The 22541-nt window shown below is 48.3% G+C and carries 4 protein-coding genes; all 4 read left to right on the top strand.

Going from position 1 to position 22541, the window contains the following annotated elements:
• Positions 1–21 precede the first annotated feature (21 nt).
• The 4 genes from P6910_RS08185 to P6910_RS08170 all read left to right on the top strand — a co-directional run bounded on the left by P6910_RS08185 (position 22) and on the right by P6910_RS08170 (position 22419).
• Positions 22–5472: a hypothetical protein gene (locus tag P6910_RS08185; RefSeq protein WP_317145780.1), complete on the top strand. Its 5451-nt coding sequence runs from the start codon at positions 22–24 to the stop codon at positions 5470–5472.
• A 78-nt stretch (positions 5473–5550) separates the two neighbouring features.
• Positions 5551–11970, top strand: a complete 6420-nt coding sequence (locus tag P6910_RS08180) for a hypothetical protein (RefSeq protein ID WP_317145779.1) — start codon at positions 5551–5553, stop codon at positions 11968–11970.
• A gap of 9 nt (positions 11971–11979) precedes the next feature.
• The gene (locus P6910_RS08175; protein ID WP_317145778.1) at positions 11980–17253 is read left to right on the top strand and encodes a hypothetical protein; all 5274 of its coding nucleotides are present in this window, start codon (positions 11980–11982) and stop codon (positions 17251–17253) included.
• A gap of 9 nt (positions 17254–17262) precedes the next feature.
• On the top strand, positions 17263–22419 hold the full coding sequence (locus tag P6910_RS08170) for a hypothetical protein (protein ID WP_317145777.1): 5157 nt from the start codon (positions 17263–17265) through the stop codon (positions 22417–22419).
• Positions 22420–22541 lie beyond the last annotated feature (122 nt).

Genomic DNA, 22541 nt, shown 5'->3' with positions numbered 1-22541 from the left:
ACTGAGCTCTGAGGTAGTAGAATGACAAGAGTCCGCCCCAATGCCTTAAGCCTTGCAGTGGCCGCTGCAATCAGCTCTTCCATCTCTGTTACAGACGCATTGGCCGATCGCAGGCTGCAGATAAAATCTATCGATATTCGGGGCAATGAACAGGTGGAGTTCGTCCAGAGCGAGGTCATCGTTAAGCCGACTTTAGGTCATGACCAGCAGCCATTACTCAAATCCTTTACAACCACCTACCCTGATCAGACTCAGATCAGAGGGGGCTATAAGGTTCCTTCCGAAGGCTTCACAGATGTTCTCTCAGGCATCAGCGGTGGCGTTTCCAGCGTTGACCTGTTTACAACAGACAACAACAACGCTGCTCAGAAATACACCAAAGTCCTGAAGGTCGGTGATGAGGGAGTCTTCAGGTTCACCCATAACCTGGCAGAAGAGAAACTGGTCATTGAGGTCAGGGAGGGAATGACCCATCAGGATTCAATTACGGCTGTTCGTGCCCAATCAGATGACCACCCATCATTGGAACCTTTAACAAAAATCGCCAGTCCCTCACATCTGGCCGGAGTGCTGAAGGGTGCGTACGAAAGAGCAGGCAACCTTGGCGAGGCTGATCACTATGTTGACCTGATCACCATTGAAGTAGACGAATTTGAAGTCAACGGGCGCACCTTCATGCGTCTTATCGCTGCAGGCGATCAACCTCCCGAACTGCAGCGTCTGGGGCAAACCCTCTTTGTTAATGATGAGGTTCTTTTAGCTGCGGCCACCTCTGCCTACACCCAGGTTCATATACTTGGGGAACATTTACAACAGGATATTCTGGAGGATTTGCTGTCATACCATCAGCCCGTCGGCTATGTTGTCCACGCCGAGGACAACACACAGGTATACTCTGTGCCTGAGGGTTATCTAAAACTGGAGGTGACTGAAGCTACGGCGGACAGGATTGTTTTCCTTGGTCAGAAGCAGAATCCGGCTGATATCGCTTTTGTGGAATGTCTCTATAACCTCTGTGAACAATTTGACGCTAATGATAATGACAAGATTGCACGGGTTAAAAAAGACAAGGTCAAAAGCTACCAGTACGTCATTCGAAGTACGCAGATGGCGCTGCTGGAGGAGTTTGCTGACAATTTAGCTACACAACAGGATGCTGAACTGGACCAGGATAAACTTGCGATACTTGCATACTATGAATCTATACAGCAGTTATTAACCATTGCCAGCCAGGATGCAACCGATGAATTTGAATTGACAGCAGGACAGATCGAAGTCACGACATCGATCATCACGCCGGGCTGGTTGCTGGTTCAACTCGAAAAAACCTTCAGCTTTAAACCCGTACTCAGAGAGCTTCTGAACAGTCGGCATTTTTTTCTCAATGTTCAAAGAGGAACAGACATTCTCAACGAACTGCTGATGAGGGGCTTTGCTCTTGTCGAAGACACAAACTTTGTTAAAAAAGTCATTGCTAACATGGTCCGTAAGGACCTTGAGTTGGAAAACACGGAGGCAGAGCTGCAGGCAAAAATCAAAGCCCGCTATGCAACCATTGCCGCACATCTAAACATTGAAAATTTTGATAGCAATGCAGATGTTGACGCTCAGCAAGAAAGCCTGCTTGAAGAAATCAATACGTTGAATGCTCAAAAGCAACGCCTGCTTCAGGAAGTTCAGACAATGTACGATCAAGAGTTTGCCGAGGATTCGTACACCAGGGTCAAAACCAGTGCTCTCACTACGATTCTTGGTACTGAGCTGAGTGAATACAGCCCACCAGGTACGCCCGATGACAATGCCCTGGAAGCAATGTTATATAGCAAACACTTCAGGCTCAAGGCACTTGAAGGAGAACTGGAAGACATCAGAACACCAGGCCACCCCAAAGCCTGGCCTGAAGTACTTGAGAAGCTGAGTGCCGTAGAAAAAGCCCTTCACCGGGGTGACCTTGATCAAGACGACGATGTGTATCTCCGTCGCCAGGACATTTCTAAAGGCATACAGGAATACATCAGAAATGCCAGACGGCTGGCTCAGGTAGTGGCCCTGGACATACTGGAAGTCGTAGAAAAAGAACTCCACGTCAAAGTCAGCGAAGAGGATGACAAAACAACAAGACTCAACAGAGTTTTTATAATACTTAACAGTGATCTTCTCTCAGATAAGATACTGGATAAGATAGAGAATGAGATAAGTGAAATCTCGTGGGCCTGGGGGTGGTTCTATGGGTGGTTCCGTGGCAGCACAATTCTGCACGGAAATGTTCCCAAACCCTTAAGCCTTCTTGCTCACCTTCATCACTATAAACTCGAAGCCCCTGACCCGAATAAGCAAGCCACTGAACAACAGACCGATCGGCTGGAAGCCTCAGAAAAAACACTCAACATCAAATTCAATAAAGAGAATGACAAAGCAGCAAGACTTGCCCGGATTTATACAACACTTGACGGCGATGATAGCTATGAAAATACCCTGGATCAGATACATCAAACCCTCTGTAAAGAAGACAGCACAGCTCTGGACGAGAGCAGTCTCAAACTCACGAAGATTCGTGCGATTCTCAACTATAAAATCGACGATTCGTACCTGGATATGCAAATCAGAAAACAACAGACAAGTTTGCTTGGAGCTATAGAGAACGAGCTGAGCATCTACCCTGATGACAACGATGCGGCTAAAGAAAGAGGCAAGGCTGTCACTGTCAAACTGGCCAAAGAGCTTGATGTCGCCTTTGATCAGGATGACGACCTGTCTGATCAGAAGGCTACCCTGAGAACCAAAATTCAGGAATTAATCGAAAAAGTAGCGGCACTCTATGATGATGAAGCTGCCAGAAGAGCCTGGAACAATGAAATAGCTCATCAACTCAACATCCGCGATTATGAAGAAGACGCCACTATCGACGACCAGAACCGTCTGATTGGAAAAAAACTCCAAAAGCTGGATAAAGAAGTTTTCAATGCCGGTCAGCCTGACGTTAATGAGCGTATTGCAGCCATCGAGAATGAGCTTGACCGGCAAATCGCTCGTCTGGGGCCCAGGCCCCGATACGTTCTTGATCGTGAGGTGGCCCGGGCCAGACAGGCAATACTAAAAGCTGAAAGTGAGCTCAAGACTGCTAATCAAAAACTGAATGCTATTAGTGACAAACAAGTGGTAGCGGCTCTTGATGCCACTGAAGAAGCTGAGGGGCTTAAACCTGACTCTACTCAGACCTGTGAAGACCGGATTAATGCCCTGAGAAACAGACAGGTACAACTGGGCGGACATGATGGAACTGGTGGCAAGATCCAGCAACTGAATCGGGAAAAGGCCCAACTGACAGCTGTGATAGCAAACAGGAAAGTCGACATTGAAAGAATGAAGGAGGTCCTGAAGACTGCAGAGAAAGCCGTCGAAAATGACGGCGGCCCCTTCCAGTACACGCCGAAGCAGGTAAAACTTCTGAGCGATATGCAAAACTACATGAAACATCGCTCTGTCAATAAACAAGCTCTGGAAGCCGCAATAGGTCTGACAGAATTAGCCCTGGAAAACGGTAAGGCAAGACCCTCGCTTGTGGATTTTGATTTTGACAATGAATTTGCACCGATTCGCCTGAGGGCAATGGTCGGAGACGGCCTGACGTTTGTCCAGGCCAGTCGGATAGTGAAAGTCTTCAAGAGCCTGATGACGAACGACGCGCACCTGCCTCTCGGGCAGATAAAATATATGCCTATGATTGCCCTGGCAGAACTTCAGCTGCTGGTGAACGGGGTCAGGGGTGAGCTGCAAACCGGGGCTCAAGAATACGACGACGCCATTCGCAGCATGGGCAAAACAGCCATTCACTTCGTCGAATATGAGACAGAGGACCTGAAAGGCTTCCCGGAATACTTCGCCAGCCATTCTGCCGCTGGTAACAAGATCATAACTCTGCTGAGTGAAGGATTGATCAGCAAGGTTGAACTTGAGAGCTACATGAAGGCCGTCAGAGACGACGATGGTCATCAGACAATAGCTGAGTTTGAACACTTTCTTGGCTACAAACACGGGGTCAATGTGCCTCACTTCAAAGCCGATGTCCGGATGCTTGCCGAGAAGGATGTTGAGGAATTCATGCAAAGTGCCTTTACTCCCGTGACCGTCACTGCATCTGGCCCGGCTGGTATGAAAGAGTCTGTTGACGGCATGAAAGAGTACGCTGCCGCTGTCATCGCCAACTATGTTCTTGATGATATTGCCTTTGATAATGGCCGCAGGACAGCAGCCTTCCTGACCAATCTCCAGGATGCCCTGACACCTTACGCCAATGCTGTCGGCCTGTCTGAATCAGACCTGATCAAGGCTATCCATAACACATTGATGCAGGCTCATAGCGCAGCGGTTGAGCACCAGCTCAATGATCTCTGGATCAAACCTTCAGCCTTCCTGGTACAGGCTGTCACCTGGTACTACACCAGTTACAAACCCCTGCTGGTGACCCATGGCGCCTGGCAGGCTGCCGATCTGTCCCTGTCAAACATGGCGTTTCTCTATCTTCTGGATCTGACCAACAGGGGGGATTACCTGCACAGAATGCTCGTACCTTTCCAGTACTGGCTGGAACTCTGCGGTGATGATCCTGACCGGACCGGGCAATATGTCTACCACAGTGGCATTGAACAAATCTCTGAAGTGGGCGGGCTGACCATGCCATTGGGCAAGGCCGCTTCTGCAGTCATTCTACTCAGAACCGGCTCCATGTTGTTTGCCAGACAGTACAACGCCAATCCTCAGATGTACCGCAGCATTTCCCGTCTGGTGCCCGAAATAGTAAAATCCATGGGTTCCGGACAAGGGGTTCAGGTACCGCTGCTGCACAGGGTGACGCCACAAAAAGTGAAAACTCTGGCCTCTGCCACAGCCGGCCTCGTGCTGGGTCCAGTAGCCACTGTCGGAGCATACGCCCACGGTTTTATATCCGGGTTTACCTACGCTCAAACCTTCGGATTCGCTCTGGCATCCAGTCTCACTTTTGACTTCTTTATGAACGACAACAAGCTGCTTACTCAATGGTTGGGTGGCCCTCTGGGTCGCAGTCTTGACAAGATGAATCGCTGGATTGGTGTGGGTGAAACGCAAGATGAATATCTGAAACGTACGACTATTGTCACACCTCAACGTTTCAGTGAAAACGATGAAGAGTACTCAAGCCGTGTTAAAGCAAACAGCACAATGTATGGTTGGACTCGACACGAACATTATCTGCAGTTCCGTGAACGCCGTGATCGCACCATGAAACTATTTGAGAATGGCTGGGAGAAATACTTCAGGGAAAATGTGCCTAAATGGTCGTTTTCCCATGCAGAGAGTATTCCTTACTCCTACACTCTGGGTGCCTTATATAAGTTACAACAGGGCGGTGATCAGAAAGTTCACAGTCATGATAAGAGCAATCCCTCTCAATCAGGATTTCTATCTGCAACCATGACCCAAAGACAGCTATAAGTAATTAAAAGCTGCTTCCCGCCGGGTGTGGCCATCGCTTTTCATAGTCATAAAAGTACTCAGCTCTGAGGTAGTAGAATGACAAATGCTCGCCCGAATGCATTACGCCTTGCGGTGGCCGTTGCAATCAGCTCTTCCATCATTGGCACACAGGCTTTGACAGATCGCAAACTGCAGACAAAATCTATCGATTTTCGTTGCAGTGGACAAGTGGAATTTACCCAGAGTGAAGTCACAGTTCAGCCAACGTTAGGTGATGACCAGCAGCCAGTACCCAACTCCTTTACAACCACCTACCCTGATCAGACAGTCAAAGTGGGTTCTTTCGCTCATACCAAGGGCTTTACTGATGCTCTTGCTGATGTTGATGGTGGCATTTCCAGTGTTGAGCTGTTTGAAACAGGTGAGAAGGACGTCGCTGTAAAATACACCAAAGTCCTGAAGATGGGAGATGAGGGCGTCTTCAGATTCACTCATAACCTTGAAGAAAAAGAACTGGTCATTGAAGTCAGAGGCGGAATGACCGATCAGGATTCAGTTGCGGCTGTTCGTGATCAATTAGTTGGCATCCAGTCACTGGAACCGTTAACGAAAATCGCCAGCCCCCGACAACTGGCTGGAGTGCTGAAAGCTGCCGGTAACAGGGCAGGAAGCCTAGGAACAATTGATCACTATGTTGCCCTCGCCACCATTGAAATAGAAAAAGTTGAAGTGAATGGACGTACCTTCATGAGCCTTATCGCTTCGAGTGAACAGCCCCCTGAACTGCAACGTCTGGGTCAATCACTCTTTATCAATGATGAGGCCCTGCTGGCAGCAGCCACCTCTGCCTATATTCAGGTTCATATCCTGGGAGAAGATATACAACAGCAGGCTCTTAATGAACTATTGGCATACAGCAAACCCGTCGGATATGTTGTAAATATAGAGGATGACAAACGGGTTTATCCTGTGCCTGTGGGTTATCCAATGCTGAAAGTAAAGGAAGCTCCGGGAGAGATTATTGTTTTCTATGGTCAGATACAGAATCCCCATGATATTGCTTTTATAGAAAGCTTCCATAAACACTGGTTAGAAATTAAGGGTAATAGCCCCGCCCCGGCATTAACAACACAAGTTAAAAAATACAAGTTCAAAAGCTACCTTTACATCATTCGAAGCAGGCAGATGGAACTGCTGGAGAATTTTATCGCGCGGCTCGAGTCCGGCGTTAACACGGATAAACCGACGACCATTTCAATTGAAGAAAAAATGTCGACGATTGCGCTTTTATATTATGAATCTCTGCAACAGGCATTGAACACGGTAATTACAAATAGAGCATATGGAACAGACGAATTTGAGTTCACGCTGGAACACATCAGAATCGTTTCGTCAGTCATCACACCGACCTGGATGCATAATCAACTGGTGAAAAACTTCTGTTTCCAAAGCGGATTTAGAAACCTCCTGATTAACGCGCACTTTATTCAGAATATTCATAATGAGATACCCGCTATCAGCAATATCAATCAGGCGCAGACCGATACTTCCGGGGAAGACGAAAAGTTTGCTTCCAAAGTCATGAAAGATATGATGACCAGACAGCTGCTTGAGTTTTACAACAATCTGGCAAAGCTGCGGGCAAAAGAGGCTAAACTCGGCGAGCTAAACGAAAAATTACTTCGCGCAAATGAACAAGTCGAAGAAACAAAGGCTATTGCTGCTTATAGTGATAAGGAAAAGCTGAGAGAGAAGCAACTTTTTGATGACAGGCTTGAACTGCTCAGTATACGGCTGAAATATCTGGAAAATCAGAATGAGATGATTCGCCGTGAAGTCAGTCAAGTTACATGCCTGAAACAACAAGTCGATGAAGCCAGAACAGTCGGAGAAAAAGCCAGAGTCAACATAAAAGAATTTTATGAATTGCTGCTGGCAGTGATATCGACACCTGCGACAAGAGTGACAGGGGGGCAGTCAGATACAGAAGCCATAAAAGCAAAGCTGGCCAACATTGAAGACCAGCTCGGTATTACTCCGGTCAATGAAAATAATCTGTTTGAGCGCTTTAAGTCCATTCAAGAGTATCTGCAAGAAACGGCAGAATCATCCGCAGTGGAGGAACTACCTGTCGTTGGACGGGTCAGTCAGGACATCATCAACGAAGCTGATCTGGAAGCCCCTCACCAAGCCATTGAGCAACACCCCGGGGAGGAGGAAGCTCAGGTCGACCGACAACATTTTCAGCAACGAAGCTTCAGAACAGATACTACAAGAGAAGCTGAAATCAAATCCAAGCATACGACGATTGCCGTACGTTTACACATTCAGGATTTTGACAAGGATGCAGATGTTTTCGTTCAACATGAAAACCTGATTCAAAAAATCAACACGATGAATGATGAAAAAGTACGTCTGCGTCAGCAACTTGAGACAATGAATGTTCAGCAGGAACAGCCGCATCAGAGGGTTCAGAGAAGCAGTGATCATCGCAACATCTATAACTCTGGCGATGAAGATGTTCTGGTAGCTACTCTTGGTGTTGAGCTGAATGATAACACCACAGCCGAAGAGCTCGACGCCATGGAACTGGCAATAAATATGACGCTCTACGAGCTTACAAGGCTGAAAGAAATAATGGATCGAACACTGGCTCCCAAAACCACACCAGAAATACTCAGTACTCTGAAAAAAGTGGAAAGAGTCCTGAAGGACGACCACCTCAGTGATGAGGACGACGTGTATCTTCATCGCCAGATCATCTCCGAAGGCATGCAGAAATACATCATAGAAGCCAGAGAGCTCCTGGAGGAAGACGCCCTGATCGTACTGGAAGTCTCGGAAAAATTATTCAATATCAACATCAATGAAGGTGATGACAAAGCAGCAAGACTTGAGAGGGTTCATAAAAGGCTTGATGGCGATGATATCTCAGCTTACGAACTGGATGAGATGGACAAGATCCTCTGGGGGGATTTCGGCACAACTCGGGATGATCAGAGAGGAAGGGATTTGAGACTCAAATTGATTCATCCGCGCCTACAATCTCTTGTCGAGGTATCGGAAGAGCGAGTCAACGAATTACAGTCACATTATCTTACGAATGTAGAATGGGAGCTGGAGATCGACCCTCGTAGAAGCGTTGCCGCTATAGAAAAAAGCGAGGCTTTTACTACTAAACTGGCCAATGATCTGCAGGTAGAGTTTGAAAACGATTTCAGCCTGTCTGAGAAGCAGCGTGTTCTGGTAGTCGTGGCTTGGGCATTATTGGGTGAAGTTTTGGAAACCTATGGAGATGAAAGTGTCAAAAGAGACAGAAACAATGAAATAGCCCATCAACTCAATATTGAGGGCTATCAGGATGATGCCGCTATTGACGACCAGATCCTTATACTTAGAGATAAACTCATGCGGATCGGTACTGAAATATACAAAGCGGGCCAGCTTGATGTTAATGGGCGTATCGAAGCCATTGAGGATGAACTTGACAGACAAATGGCTCCCCTGGGAGCAAAACCCCGGTACGCTCTTGATCGTGAGCTGGCTGTAGCCAGGCAGGCACTGCAAGAAACTGAAAGTGAGCCGGAGGCTACTCGTCAAAAGCTGGATGTTATTGGTCGCAGACAATGGGTATCCGGGCAGAGCCGAACTCACCTCCAACCTGTCCCGGATGAAGACGAGACATCCCTCAATCAGGCAATGAAACAAATTCAGACCGAATGGGGTCTGGCTACAGGTGATGAACAAACCCTCAGCGAGCGAGTCAACGACATCGAACACTTCCTGCGGGGATGCAGTGCAGAAAAGCGGGATGAGGTCATTGAGAAAGCCACAAAAGTTCTGAACATCCAAATAACAGGTGAGCACGGTTTATTGGAAGAAGCTGAATACCTTACTGCCAATAAAGCCTATATAAAAACTCATGATCGGGACGCAGCCCACGCAGTTGATGATGAACTGCCTTTGACCAGAAAAAAGTACAATCAGGTCACAAATTTCCTGCGTGAGCACGACAGGAAAAGCGCGCCAGAGGCCTGTGCTCTGCAGGAAGAGGCTGTTGTACGAGAGATTCTGGATCATGAAAAGAAGGCGTTTATCAATTCTGGAAACACCGATGAGATTGCTAAAACCGAATATAAGAACGAAATAGCTATGCTGGATTTAGTTCTGGATCAGAAAAGTGAAGCTGTATCAATAGCGAAAAAGGCTCTGGCGAATCAGGAAGCTATTCCTGGTGCTGCTGAAAAAGCTCTGGGTCTTAAACCAGATCCTGCTGACACCAATAAACAACGGGTTAATGCCCTGAGAAACAAACAGGTACAACTGGGCGGTCATGATGGTACTGGCGGCAAGACCCAGCAACTGATTCAGGAACAGAATCGTCTGGAAGGTGAGATTGAAGCCAGGCAAGCAGACACTGAGAGAAGGATGGAAGTCCTGAAGGCTGCCGAAGAAGCCATCGAAAATGATGGTGGTCCCTTCCAGCGCATGCCAAGACCGGTAAAAGTTCTGACCGATAGTGACACCTTCAAACAGCATCACTCTCTCAAGCAACAGGCTCTGGATGCCGCACTGGGTCTGGCAGAATCAGCGGTGAACAAGGGTAAGACAATACCCTGCCTTACGGCTTTCGATTTTAACGATGAATTTGCGCCGATTCGCTTGCGGGCGCTGGTCGGGGATGATCTGACATTTAACCAGGCCAGCCGGATTGTGGAAGTCTTCAAGAACCTGAAGACCAGCTCTCCGCCCACCCCTTTCGAGCCTACAGAAGATCAACCTCAGAATGTCATTGAAGAAGTCCAGAATCTGGCACACAGAGCCAGGAATGAGATAAAAACCGGGGCTCCACAATACAACGACGAAATTCGCAGAATGGGCAAGAAAGCCATTCACTTTGTTGAGCATGAATCAGTGGACCTGAAAGGCTTCTCGGAATACTTCGCTACCCATTCTGTCAGTGGTAACAAAATCATAACCTTGCTGCGTGAAGGACTGATCAGCAAGATTGAACTTGAGAACTATATGAAAGCCGTCAGAGATGTCCATGGTTATCAGACAGTGGATGAATTTGAGCACTTTCTTGGCTATAGAAACGGCGTCAATGTGCCTCACTTCAAAGCCGTTGTCCGGATGCTGTCAGACAAAGCTGCTGAGGAATTCATACAGAGTGCCTTTACAGCAGTGTCAGCGACTGCGACTGCCCCGTCAGCTATGAAAGAGTCGGTTGCCGGCATGAAAGAGTACGCAGTTGCTGTCATCGCCAACTATTTTCTTGACGATATTGCCTTTGACAGTGGCCGCAGGACGGCAGCATTTCTGGCCAACGTTCAGGATACCCTGACACCTTATGCCAATGCGGCCGGACTCTCTGAATCAGAACTGATCAAGGTTATCCATGGCACATTGATGCAGGCTCATGCCGCAGTGGTTGAGAATCAGCTCAATGACTACTGGCTCAAGCCTTCAGCCTTTCTGGTACAGGCTGTCACCTGGTACTACTCCAGCTACAAACCTCTGCTGACGACCCACACTAAACTGCAGGCTGCTGAGCAGTCTCTCTTGAACATGTCATTCCTCTATCTTCTGGATTTGACCAACCGGGGTGATTACCTGCACCGGATGCTCACACCTTTCCAGCACTGGCTGGAACGCTTTGGTGTTGATCCTGACCGAACCGGGCAATATGCCTACCACGGCGGAATTGAAAGCGTTTCTGAAGTGGGCGGGCTGGCCATGCCATTGGGTAAAGCCGCTTCCTCCGTCACTTTGCTGAGAACCGGCTCCATGCTGTTTGCCCGACAGTACAACGCCAACCCCCATATTTATCGCAGCATTGCCCGTCTGGTGCCCGAAATAGTCAAATCAATGGGTTCCGGACAAGGGGTTCAGGTACCACTGCTGCACAGGATGACACCACAAAACGTGAAAACTCTGGCCTCTGCCACAGCCGGTCTGGTGCTGGGTCCGGTAGCCACCGTCGGGACATACGCTCATGGTCTTATATCTGGGTTTACCTATGCTCAAACCTTCGGATTCGCTCTGGCATCCAGTCTCACTTTCGACTTCTTTATGAACGACAACAAGCTGCTCACTCAATGGCTGGGTGGGCCTCTGGGTCGCAGTCTTGACAGGATTAATCGCTGGATGGGTGCGGGTGAAACACAAGATGAATATCTGAAACGTACGACTATTGCCACACCTCAACGTTTCAGTGAAAACGATGAAGACTACTCAAGCCGTGTTAAAGCAAACAACACAATGTATGGCTGGACGCGACATGAAAATTATCTGCAATTTCGTGAACGCCGTGATCGCACCATGAAACTATTTGAGAATAGCTGGGAGAAATACTTCAGGGAAAATGTGCCTAAATGGTCGTTTTCCCATGCGGAAAGTATCCCTTACTTCTACACTTTGGGAGCTTTCTCCAAGTGGCGACAAGGCGATGATAAAAAAGTTCAAGTTCATGATAAAAAAAACGCCTCCCCAATCAGGCTTTCCAGCCAGCTCTGAGGCAGTAGAATGATAAATGCCTGTCCCAATGCATTGAGCCTTGCAGTGGCCTTTGCAATCAGCGCTTCCATCATGAGTACACAGGCACTGGCCGATCGCAGGCTGCTGACAAGATCTATTGATATTCCGGGCAATGGACAAACAGAGTTTACCCAGACTGAGGTCATGGTTCAGCCAACTTCAGGTCATGACCGGCAACCCATACCCAAATCCTGTACAACCACTTACCTTGACCAGATTGAGGTTCAGATCAGGGCTGGCATCAAGGTTATTTACGAAGGCTTCACGGACGTTCTTGCCGACATTGGTGGCAGCGTTTACAGTGTTGATATTTTTGAAACAGACGACAATGGCGTTGCTCAAAAATACACCAAAATCCTGAAAGTGGGTGATGAGAGCGTCTTCAGGTTCATCCATAACCTTGCAGAAAGTAAGCTGGTCATTGAAGTCAGGGAAGGAATGACCGATCAAGCTGCAATTGAAGCTGTTCGTGCTCAATCAGGTGACATCCAACCATTAGAACCTGCAACGAAAATTGCCACTACCCAACAATTCGTCGGAATAATGAAAGGTGCATATAAAAGAGCAGGAAACCTTGGTGAAACTGATGACTATGTTGACCTCGTTACCATTGAAGTAGACCCGGTTGAAGTGAAAGGGCGCACCTTTATGCGTCTTATCGCTGCAGGCGATCAACCCCCTGATCTCCAGCGCCTGGGGCAATCGCTCTTTGTCAATGATGAGGTGCTTCTGGCAGCAGCCACCTCTGCCTACACACAGGTTCATGTTCTAGGGGAAAAAGTACAACACGCGCCCCTGGCCAGTCTGTTGTCATACCATAGACCCGTTGGCTACGTTGTACACGTCGAGGATGACACACTGGCTTATCCTGTACCTACTGATTATCCAAAGCTGGAAGTGGAACAGGCTTCGGAAGAGATTATTGTTTTCCGTGGTCAGAAACAGAATCCAACCGATATCGCTTTTGTGGAAAGCCACTACTCCGGCATACGGGAAGAGTATCGATTTAAAGAACTCCCTGCAAAGGTGAAAACATTCAGGATCAAAAACTACCAGCAAATCATCAGAAGCAGGCAGATGGCGCTGCTGGAGGAGTTTGCTGCTGACCTGGCTGCGCAGCACGGTGCCAGGCTTGATGATGATAAACTGTTGAAGCTTGGCTACTATGAATCTCTTCTTCAGGCATTAACCAGTGCTGCTCCGGATAAAACCTATGAATTTGAGTTCACAACAGATCACATCAGAGCCGCTGCATCAGTCATCACGCCCGTCTGGGTGCAGTTTCAACTGATAAAAAACTTCAGCTTCAAACCCGTACTTAAAAATCTTCTGACTAACCGTAATTTTGTTCAGAGTATTTGGAATATTCAGAGACTCATGCCCTACGACAGCGGCGTGATAAATGACTTTGGTGTTGGCGAAAAAACAAAGTTTTCCTCCAAAGTCATGGATGACATCAGCGGACAGTTGCTTGAGATGGTTAACACGCAGGAAAAACTGCTGGCAAACGTGCCCGAATTCGCCAGAGCAGTCAAAACATCAGATGGCATTACAACGGCAAGAGCCACCGACAGTGGTGAGGAAAAACTGAAAGCAGAACTGATCAGACAGAAATTTGAGGCTGAGCTTAAAGAGCTTCGTAATTCGTTCCAGGTGTTGAAAAACACGGTTCATAAATTTCGGCAGGATATCAATCAAATCCCGGCGCTGGAAAAACAGGTCAGTAATGCCATAGCAGATACCACAAAAGCACGTCACGCTCATGCCGCAGCATTACTGGGCATTGATGACTGGGATGATACCCGGCCACTGGAAGAACAAGCCAGACTGCTCAACAAGAAATTGTATGAGATCAACCATTCGATGGCGGCAACAAAACCGTTTCGGGAACAGCCTTATAAAGAAACGCTGGCAGCGATTGAAGGCCAGCTCGACATTGTTCCATACGATGAAAACGACCTGAGTGGCCGCTCTGAGTTCATTCTAACGCATCTGCAACAACAGGCAGGTCAGAGCGATGAGGTATTTCGGTATAAACTGGCTGTCGTTGAAGCTCAGCTCGGTCTGGTCCCTGATGAAAAAGATGGACCCCAGGCCCGCCAGGATAACATTCGGAAGTACCTTTGGCTGAAATGTGCCTGGGCCCATCAACAAGATCTCGAGCATCGACTTCAACACCCACACATTAAACAACAGCAAGCTGAGATCGCCAAACAACCTCTTCAGCAACAGAGCACCAGCGCAGATGCTGAAAGAGATCGAACACCCGACCACCCCGGGGTCAGGCCTGAAGTACTCATGAAACTGAGAGCCGTGGAAAAAGCCCTGAAGATGGACGACCTGAAGGGCGGGGACAACAGCGAGGACAATGTGCATCAGCGTCGTGACGCCATTTCTGAGAAAATTCAGTCATACGCAACAAAAGCCATAGAGGTGGCAGAAGAGGAAGCTCTGCATATAGTGGAAACACTGGAAGAGATATTAAAAATCGAAGTCAACAAAGAGGATAACAAAGCAACAAGACTTGCCAGAGTTCAGGATGTGCTTCGTAGCTGCATCCCAAAATACATGCTGCGTGAGGTGGAAGCTTTCATTTGGAAAATACGCATGACCTGGAGCAAAGAAGAGAAAGTAAGAGTCTGGAACCTTATAGATTTTCTTGACATTAATGTCGAAACCCCGGATCCGGATGAGCGTGTCTTAAAACAACAGATAAGGATGCTTGAAGCTTTAGAGAACGAGCTGAAGATCGACAAGAGTGAAAACCCTGCTGCTATAAAAAGAGGCAGGGAGGCTGCTGCTGAACTGGCTTTGCCTCTAAAAGTAGAATTTGCAAAAGGTGCCAGCCTGAATGACCAGAAGGATGCTCTAAAAGCCAGTATTCAGGCGTTAAGGGAAGAAGTAAACCACCTCTACCACCTCTATTGTCAGGATGAAGATCTCCCGAGAGAGGGATACGATAAAATTGCTCGTCAACTCGACATTAAGAACTTCAAGCATTTCCACTTTGATGATGAAAAGGAAAAGCGCATTGAAACAGAACTCCGGTGGCTGGATAGAGATGTTGATCTGTTGGGTCAGCCTGAGGTTAACGAGCGTATTGCCGTCATTGAGAATGAGCTTGACAGACAAATCGCTCCGGGAGCTGAACCCCGATACATTCCTGATCCAGAGTTAGCCACTGAAGAACGAGCCCCGAAGGCTGCAGTGGAAGAGGTCAAAAATGACGATGGTTCCTTCCAGTACACGTCGGCACAGGCAGAAGTTTTGCACGCTATCCAAACATTCATGCAGCAGCACCCTCTCAAACGACAGGCCCTGCAAGTCGCAAATGGTCTGGCCGAATTAGCCGTAATGAACGGTAAGGCAATACCCAACCTTCCGACTTACGATTTTGACGAGGAATTTGCAGCGCTTCGCTTGCAGGTACTGGTCGGAGACAAACTGACGTTTGATCAGACCAGTCGGATCGTGCAAATCTTCAGGGACATGAAGGCGACCTTCCCGGAATACCCCGCTTCAGAAGACGAGCCTCGCTGCCCTCTGGAAGAAGTCCAGAAGCTGGTGCAAAGGGCCAGAAATGAGATGGGATCCGGGGCTCGAGAATACGACAAAGAAATTTTCGGCATGGGCAAATCAGCGATTCACTTCCTCGGGCGTGAACCGGATGACCTGAAAACCTTCCCGGAAGACTTCACTACCCACTCTGCCAGCGTTAACAGGATCATAACTCTGCTGCATGAAGGCCTGATCAATAAGGTTGAACTTTGGAACTACATAAAGGCCGTCAGAGGAATTGATGGTTATCAGACAGTGGATGAATTTGAACACTTCCTTGGCTACAAACACAACGTCAAGTTGACTCACTTCAGGGCCGCTGTCCGGCTGCTGTCCGACAAGGGTGTTGAGAAATTCATTCTGAGTGCTTTTCCTGCTGTGACTGCAACTGGCCCGGTGGCTATGAAAGAGTCTGTTGTCGGCATGAAAGAGTACGCAGCTGCTGTTATCGCCAACTATGTTCTTGACGATATTGCCTTTGACAATGGCCGCAGGACGGCAGCTTTCCTGACCAATGTTCAGGATACCCTGACACCTTATGTCAATGCTGCCGGACTCTCTGAAACAGAACTGATCAAGACTATCCATGGTACATTGATGCAGGCTCATGCCGCAGCGGTTGAGTATCAGCTCAATGATTACTGGGTCAAACCTTCAGCCTTTCTGGTACAGGCTGTCACCTGGTACTTCTCCAGTTACAAACCCTTGTTGGCGACCCATACCACCGGGCAGGCTACCGCGCTGTCCCTCTCAAACATGTCGTTCCTCTATCTTCTGGATCTGACCAACAGGGGGGATTACACGCACAGAATGCTCATACCTTTCCAGCACTGGCTGGAAGACTACGGTGTTGATCTCGACCGAACCGGGCAACATGCCTACCACAGCGAAATTGAAAAAATTTCTGAAGTGGGCGGGCTGGCCATGCCATTGGGTAAAGCCGCTTCCTCTGTCATTCTGCTAAGAACCGGCTCTATGCTGTTTGCCAGACAGTACAACGCCAATCCTCAGATGTATCGCAGCATTTCTCGTCTGGTGCCGGAAATAGTGAAATCCATGGGTTCCGGACAAGGGGTTCAGGTACCACTGCTGCACCGGGCGACAGCACAACAAGTGAAAACGCTGGCCTCTGCCACAGCCGGTCTGGTGCTGGGTCCGGTAGCCACCGTCGGGGCATACGCTCATGGTCTTATATCTGGGTTTACCTATGCCCAAACCTTCGGATTCGCTCTGGCATCCAGTCTCACTTTCGACTTCTTTATGAACGATAACAAGCTGCTCACTCAATGGCTGGGTGGGCCTCTGGGACGGAGTCTTGACAAGATGAATCGCTGGATTGGTTTGGGTGAAACGCAAGATGAATATCTGAAACGTACGACTATTGCCTCACCTCAACGCTTCAATGAAAACGATGAAGCCTACACGAACCGTGTTAAAGCAAACAACACAATGCATGGCTGGACGCGACACGAACATTATCTGCAGTTTCGTGAACGCCGTGACCGCACCATGAAGCTGTTCGAGAATGGCTGGGAGAAATACTTCAGGGACAATGTGCCGAAATGGTCGTTCTCCCATGCAGAAAGTATTCCTTACTCCTACACTCTGGGTGCCTTCTCCAAATGGCGACAGGGTGATGATAAAAAAGTTCACGTTCATGATAAAAGAAACGCCTCCCCAATCAGGCTTTCCAGCCAGCTCTGAGGCAGTAGCATGAAAAATGCCTGCCCCAGTGCATTCAGCCTTCTGGTGGCCGTTGCCGTTAGCTCCTCCATCATTGCTCCAAAGGCACTGGCCGATCGCAGGCTGCAAATAAGGTCTGTCGATATTCAAGCCAATGAACAGGTGGAGTTTGTCCAGAGTGAGATCATGGTCCGGCCAACTTTAGGTGATGACCAGCAGCCAATACCCGGATCCTTTACCACCACCTACCCTGACCGGTATGGAGTCAGCGCAGGCTATATTGTTCCTGCTATAGGCTTTACAGACGTTCTTTCTGATTTCGACGGGCGCGTTTCCAGCGTTGACCAGTTTGAAACAGATGAGAATAATGCTGCCCGGAAATACACCAAAGTCCTGAAGCTGGTTGATGAGGGAATCTTCAGGTTCACCCATAACCTTCAGGAAAAGGAACTGGTCATTGAAGTCAGAGTCGGAATGACCGATTGGGATTCACTCAAGGCCGTTCGTTCTCAATGGACTGACATGGAATCATTGGAACCGATAACGAAAATCGCCAGACCCAAACAATTGTTCGCACTGCTGGTAGCTGCCGGAGAGAGAGCAGGAAACCTCGGCACCCGTGATGACTATGTTACCCTTGCCACCATTGAAGTAGACAAGGTTGAAGTGAATGGGCGTACCTTTATGCGTCTTGTCTCAGGGGGTGATCAGCCTCCTGAACTGGAGCGCCTGGGTCAGTCACTCTTTGTCAATGATGACGCTCTCCTGGCAGCAGCCACCTCTGCTTATATCAAAGTTCATGTCCTGGGAGGAGAGTTGCAACAGCAGGCTCTTAATAAACTGTTGGCAGCCAGCAAACCCGTCGGATATGTTGTACACGTCGAGGGTCACTCACGGGCTTATCCTGTGCCTGCGGGTTATCCGAAACTGGAAGTAGCGGAAACTCCCGGGGAAGTGATAGTTTTCCATAGTCAGAGGCTGAATCCTGATGACATCGCTTTTGTAGAAAACCTCTATGACCTATGGCAAGAAGCTAAGGATACTCCCCCCAACTCTGCAATATTAACAGAAGTTAAAACCCATAAGGTCAAAGGCTACCAGTACGTCGTTCGAAGCAGGCAGATGGCAGTGCTGGAGGAGTTTGCTGCGCAGCACGCTGCAGAAGAAGTTACCGAGGATCAACCGACGACGTTTTTAAAAAAAGACAGGCAGGCGATGCGTGCGCTTGCATACTATGAATCTCTCCATCTGGCATTAGCCACTGCTACTCCAGATGAAAAATATGGAATCAACGAATTTCCAATCACTCAGGAACACATCAGGGTCGCCTTGTCAGTCGTCACACCAAACTGGATGCACAATCAACTCGCAAAACACTTCAGCTTCAAACCCGCATTTAGGGATCTTCTGATTAACGAGCATTTTTTTCGGAAGATTTTCAAATACATACCCGCTGGTCCCAAATTAAGGTTCAATATTTTATACGACGACATACAGTTTGTTTCCAAAATACTGGGCGAAAGGAACAAACAGATTATGGAGTTGTTCAACAAGCTGGATAAACTGGAGAGCGAGAGAGCCGAACTCGTCCGTTTCAAACGTGAGTTGGAGATTGAATCGTATAAAGCCGGTGCCAGTGATGAGAAAAAACTGGAATTGAAACAACTCTATCAGAAAATTAAGGATAAACATGCAAGGGTTCTTAATGAGCAAAAAGATCAGGGAAACCTGCATCGCTTACTTATGAAGGATGTCAAACGGATTCCTCCGTTGGAAAAAAAAGTTTGGGAAACCAGAATAAAAACCATAACTGCTCCCCACCCTGAAACGGCAATAGCACCTGGCATGGACGACCTGGATGAAACCCAGCCATTAGATGAGCAAGTCAGGCGTTTCCTGGAAAAAACGGATGACACACGCGGGCGGGCAGTCGTTGAAAGTCAGCTTGTCCCGGTCAACGAAGCTGATCCGGAATCTCAGCTCGTTCAACCAGATCTTCAGCAAGAGCACACCAGAACAGAGGCTGAAATAAAAGCCCACTATGCAACCCTTGCCGCACATTTAGAGATTCAGGATTTTGATAGCAGTGCAGACATTGACGTTCAACAGGAATGGCTGGTTCAAAAAATCAAGACAATAACTGCCGGGAAAAAAGTTCTGCATCAACAACTTAAGACAATTGCAGACCCGGAAGAAGAAATTGATCGAAGACCAGCCCATCCTGAAATCATGTCTGAAGCCCATGAGAAACTCACTGCCGTAGAAAAAGCCCTGAAAATGGATGGACATAAGAGCGAGGTCGATGTGTATCACCGTCGTAACGCCATTTCTGAGAAAATTCAGTCATACACAACAAGAGCCGAAGAGGAGGCAGAGCAGGAGGCTCTGGATATACTGGAAACACTGGAAGAAATATTAAAAATCGAAGTCAACAAAGAGGATAGCAAAGCAACAAGACTGGCCAGAGTTCGCGATAGATTTCACTGTGACATCCCAAAATACATGCTGCGTGAGATGGAAGCTTTCATCTGGAAAATGGAAATGACCTGGAACAAAGACCAGAGAATAAGACTCTGGCAACTTCTGGATTTTATTGAGCTTTATGTCGAAACCCCGGATCCGGATGCGCGTGTCTTAAGACAACAGAAAAGGATGCTTGAAGCTTTAGAGAACGAGCTGAACATCGACAAGAGTGAAAACCCCGCTGCTATAGAAAGAGGCAGGGAGGAGGCTGCTGAACTGGCTTTGGTTCTGAAAGTAGAATTTGACAAAGGTGCCAGCCTGAATGACCAGAAGGATGCTCTAAAAGCCGGAATTCAGGCATTATGGGACCAAGTAAACAATCTCTATTTTAATAGAGATCGCGAAATGGAGGGATACAATAAGATTGCTCGTCAACTCAACGTCAGGGTCTACGAAGAATATGTCTATGTGGATAAACAGATCAAGGTTATTGAAACAGCACTTCGGGAGTTCGAAAAAGAAGTTGATAGGGTGGGTCGGCCTGACGTTAACGAGCGCATTGTCGCCATTGAGAATGAGCTTGACAGACAAATCGCTCCGGGAGCTGAACCCCGATACATTCCGGAGGTAACCACTGACAAACCAGCCCTTAATGCTGACGGGGAAGAGGTCGAAAATACAGGTGGTTCCTTCCAGTACACGCCTGAACAGGCAGAAGTTTTGCACGCTATCCAAACATTCACGCAGCAGCACCCTCTCAAACGACAGGCCCTGCAAGTCGCAAGTGGTCTGGCCGAATTAGCCGTAACAAACGGTAAAGCAATACCCAACCTTCCGACTTACGATTTTGACGATGAATTTGCAGCGATTCGCCTGCAGGTATTGGTCGGAGACAAACTGACGTTTGATCAGACCAGCCGGATCGTACAAATCTTCAGAGCCCTGAAGGCGACCTTCCCGGAATACCCCGCTTCAGAAGACGAGCCTCGCAGCCCTCTGGAAGAAGTCCAGATGCTGGTGCACAGGGCCAGAAATGAGATGGAATCCGGGGCTCAACAATACGACAAAGAAATTTTCGGCATGGGCAAAACAGCGATTCACTGCCTTGAGCGTGAACCGGGTGACCTGAAAACCTTCCCGGAATACTTCGCTACCCGTTCTGCCAGCGGTAACAGGATCATGACTCTGCTGCATGAAGGTCTGATCAGCAAGGTTGAACTTGAGAACTACATAAAGGCCGTCAGAGGAACTGATAGTTATCAGACAGTGGCTGAATTTGAGCACTTCCTTGGCTACAAACACAGCGTCGAGTTGACTCACTTCAAGGCCGCTGTCCGGATGCTGTCCGACAGGGGTGTTGAGAAACTCATTCAGAGTGCTTTTACTCCTGTGACTGCCACTGCCCCGGCGGCTATGAAAGAGTCTGTTGTCGGTATGGAAGAGTACGCAGCTGCTGTCATCGCCAACTACGTTCTTGACGATATTGCCTTTGACAATGGCCGCAGGACGGCAGCATTTCTGGCTAATATTCAGAACACCCTGACGTCTTATGTCAATGCCGCCGGACTCTCTGAATCAGAACTGATCAAGGCTATCCACAATGCATTGATGCAGGCTCATGCCGCAGCGGTTGAACAGCAGCTCAATGATTACTGGGTCAAACCTTCAGCCTTTCTGGTACAGGCTGTCACCTGGTACTTCTCCAACTACAAACCCCTGCTGGCGACCCATACCGCCGGGGAGGCTAACGCTCTGTCCCTCTCGAACATGGCGTTCCTCTATCTTCTGGATCTGACCAACAGGGGGGATTACACGCACAGAATACTCACACCTTTCCAGCACTGGCTGGAAGGCTACGGTGTTGATCTCGACCGAACCGGGCAATATGCCTACCACAGCGAAATTGAAAAAATCTCTGAAGTGAGCGGGCTGGCCATGCCATTGGGTAGAGCCGCTTCCTCCGTCATTCTGCTGAGAACCGGCTCCATGTTGTTTGCCAGACAGTACAACGCCAACCCGCAGATGTATCGCAGCATTTCCCGTCTGGTGCCGGAAATAGTCAAATCCATGGGTTCCGGACAAGGGGTTCAAGTACCGCTGCTGCACCGGGTGACACCACAAAAAGTGAAAACTCTGGCCTCGGCTACAGCCAGTCTGGTGCTGGGTCCGGTAGCCACCGTCGGAGCATACGCTCATGGTCTTATATCCGGGTTTACCTACGCCCAAACCTTCGGATTAGCTCTGGCGTCGAGCCTCACTTTCGACTTCTTTATGAACGACAACAAGATGCTCACTCAATGGCTGGGTGGGCCTCTGGGACGGAGTCTTGACAAAGTTAATCGCTGGCTGGGCGTAGGTGAAACGGACGATGAATATGCGAAACGTACGGCTATTGCCGCGCCTCAAGACTTCGGAGAAACCGATCAGGAGTACGCGAACCGTATTAAAGCTAACAACACGATCTATGGCTGGGCGCGACACGAAAATTACCTGCAGTTCCGTGAACGCCGTGATCGCACCCTGAAGCTGTTCGAGAATGGCTGGGAGAAATACTTCAGGGAGAATATGCCTAAGTGGTCGTTCTCCCATGCAGAAAGTATTCCTTACTTCTACACTCTTGGAGTCTTTTACCAATGGCAAAAGGGCGATGATCAGAAAGTTCATGGTCATGACAAGAGTAATGCCCCTCAATCGGGATCTCTATCTGCAACCATGATCCATTGACAGCCATGAGCGACTGACAGCCATGAGCGACTATCAGCCATGAGCGACTGACAGCCATCAGCGATTTTAAAAGTTGCTTCCTCGCCCGGTACAGCAATCACTTTCCACGGTAATACACGGTA

This window comes from Endozoicomonas sp. 8E (assembly GCF_032883915.1).
GTDB lineage: Bacteria > Pseudomonadota > Gammaproteobacteria > Pseudomonadales > Endozoicomonadaceae > Endozoicomonas_A.
This window is presented reverse-complemented; position numbering and strand designations above follow the sequence as displayed.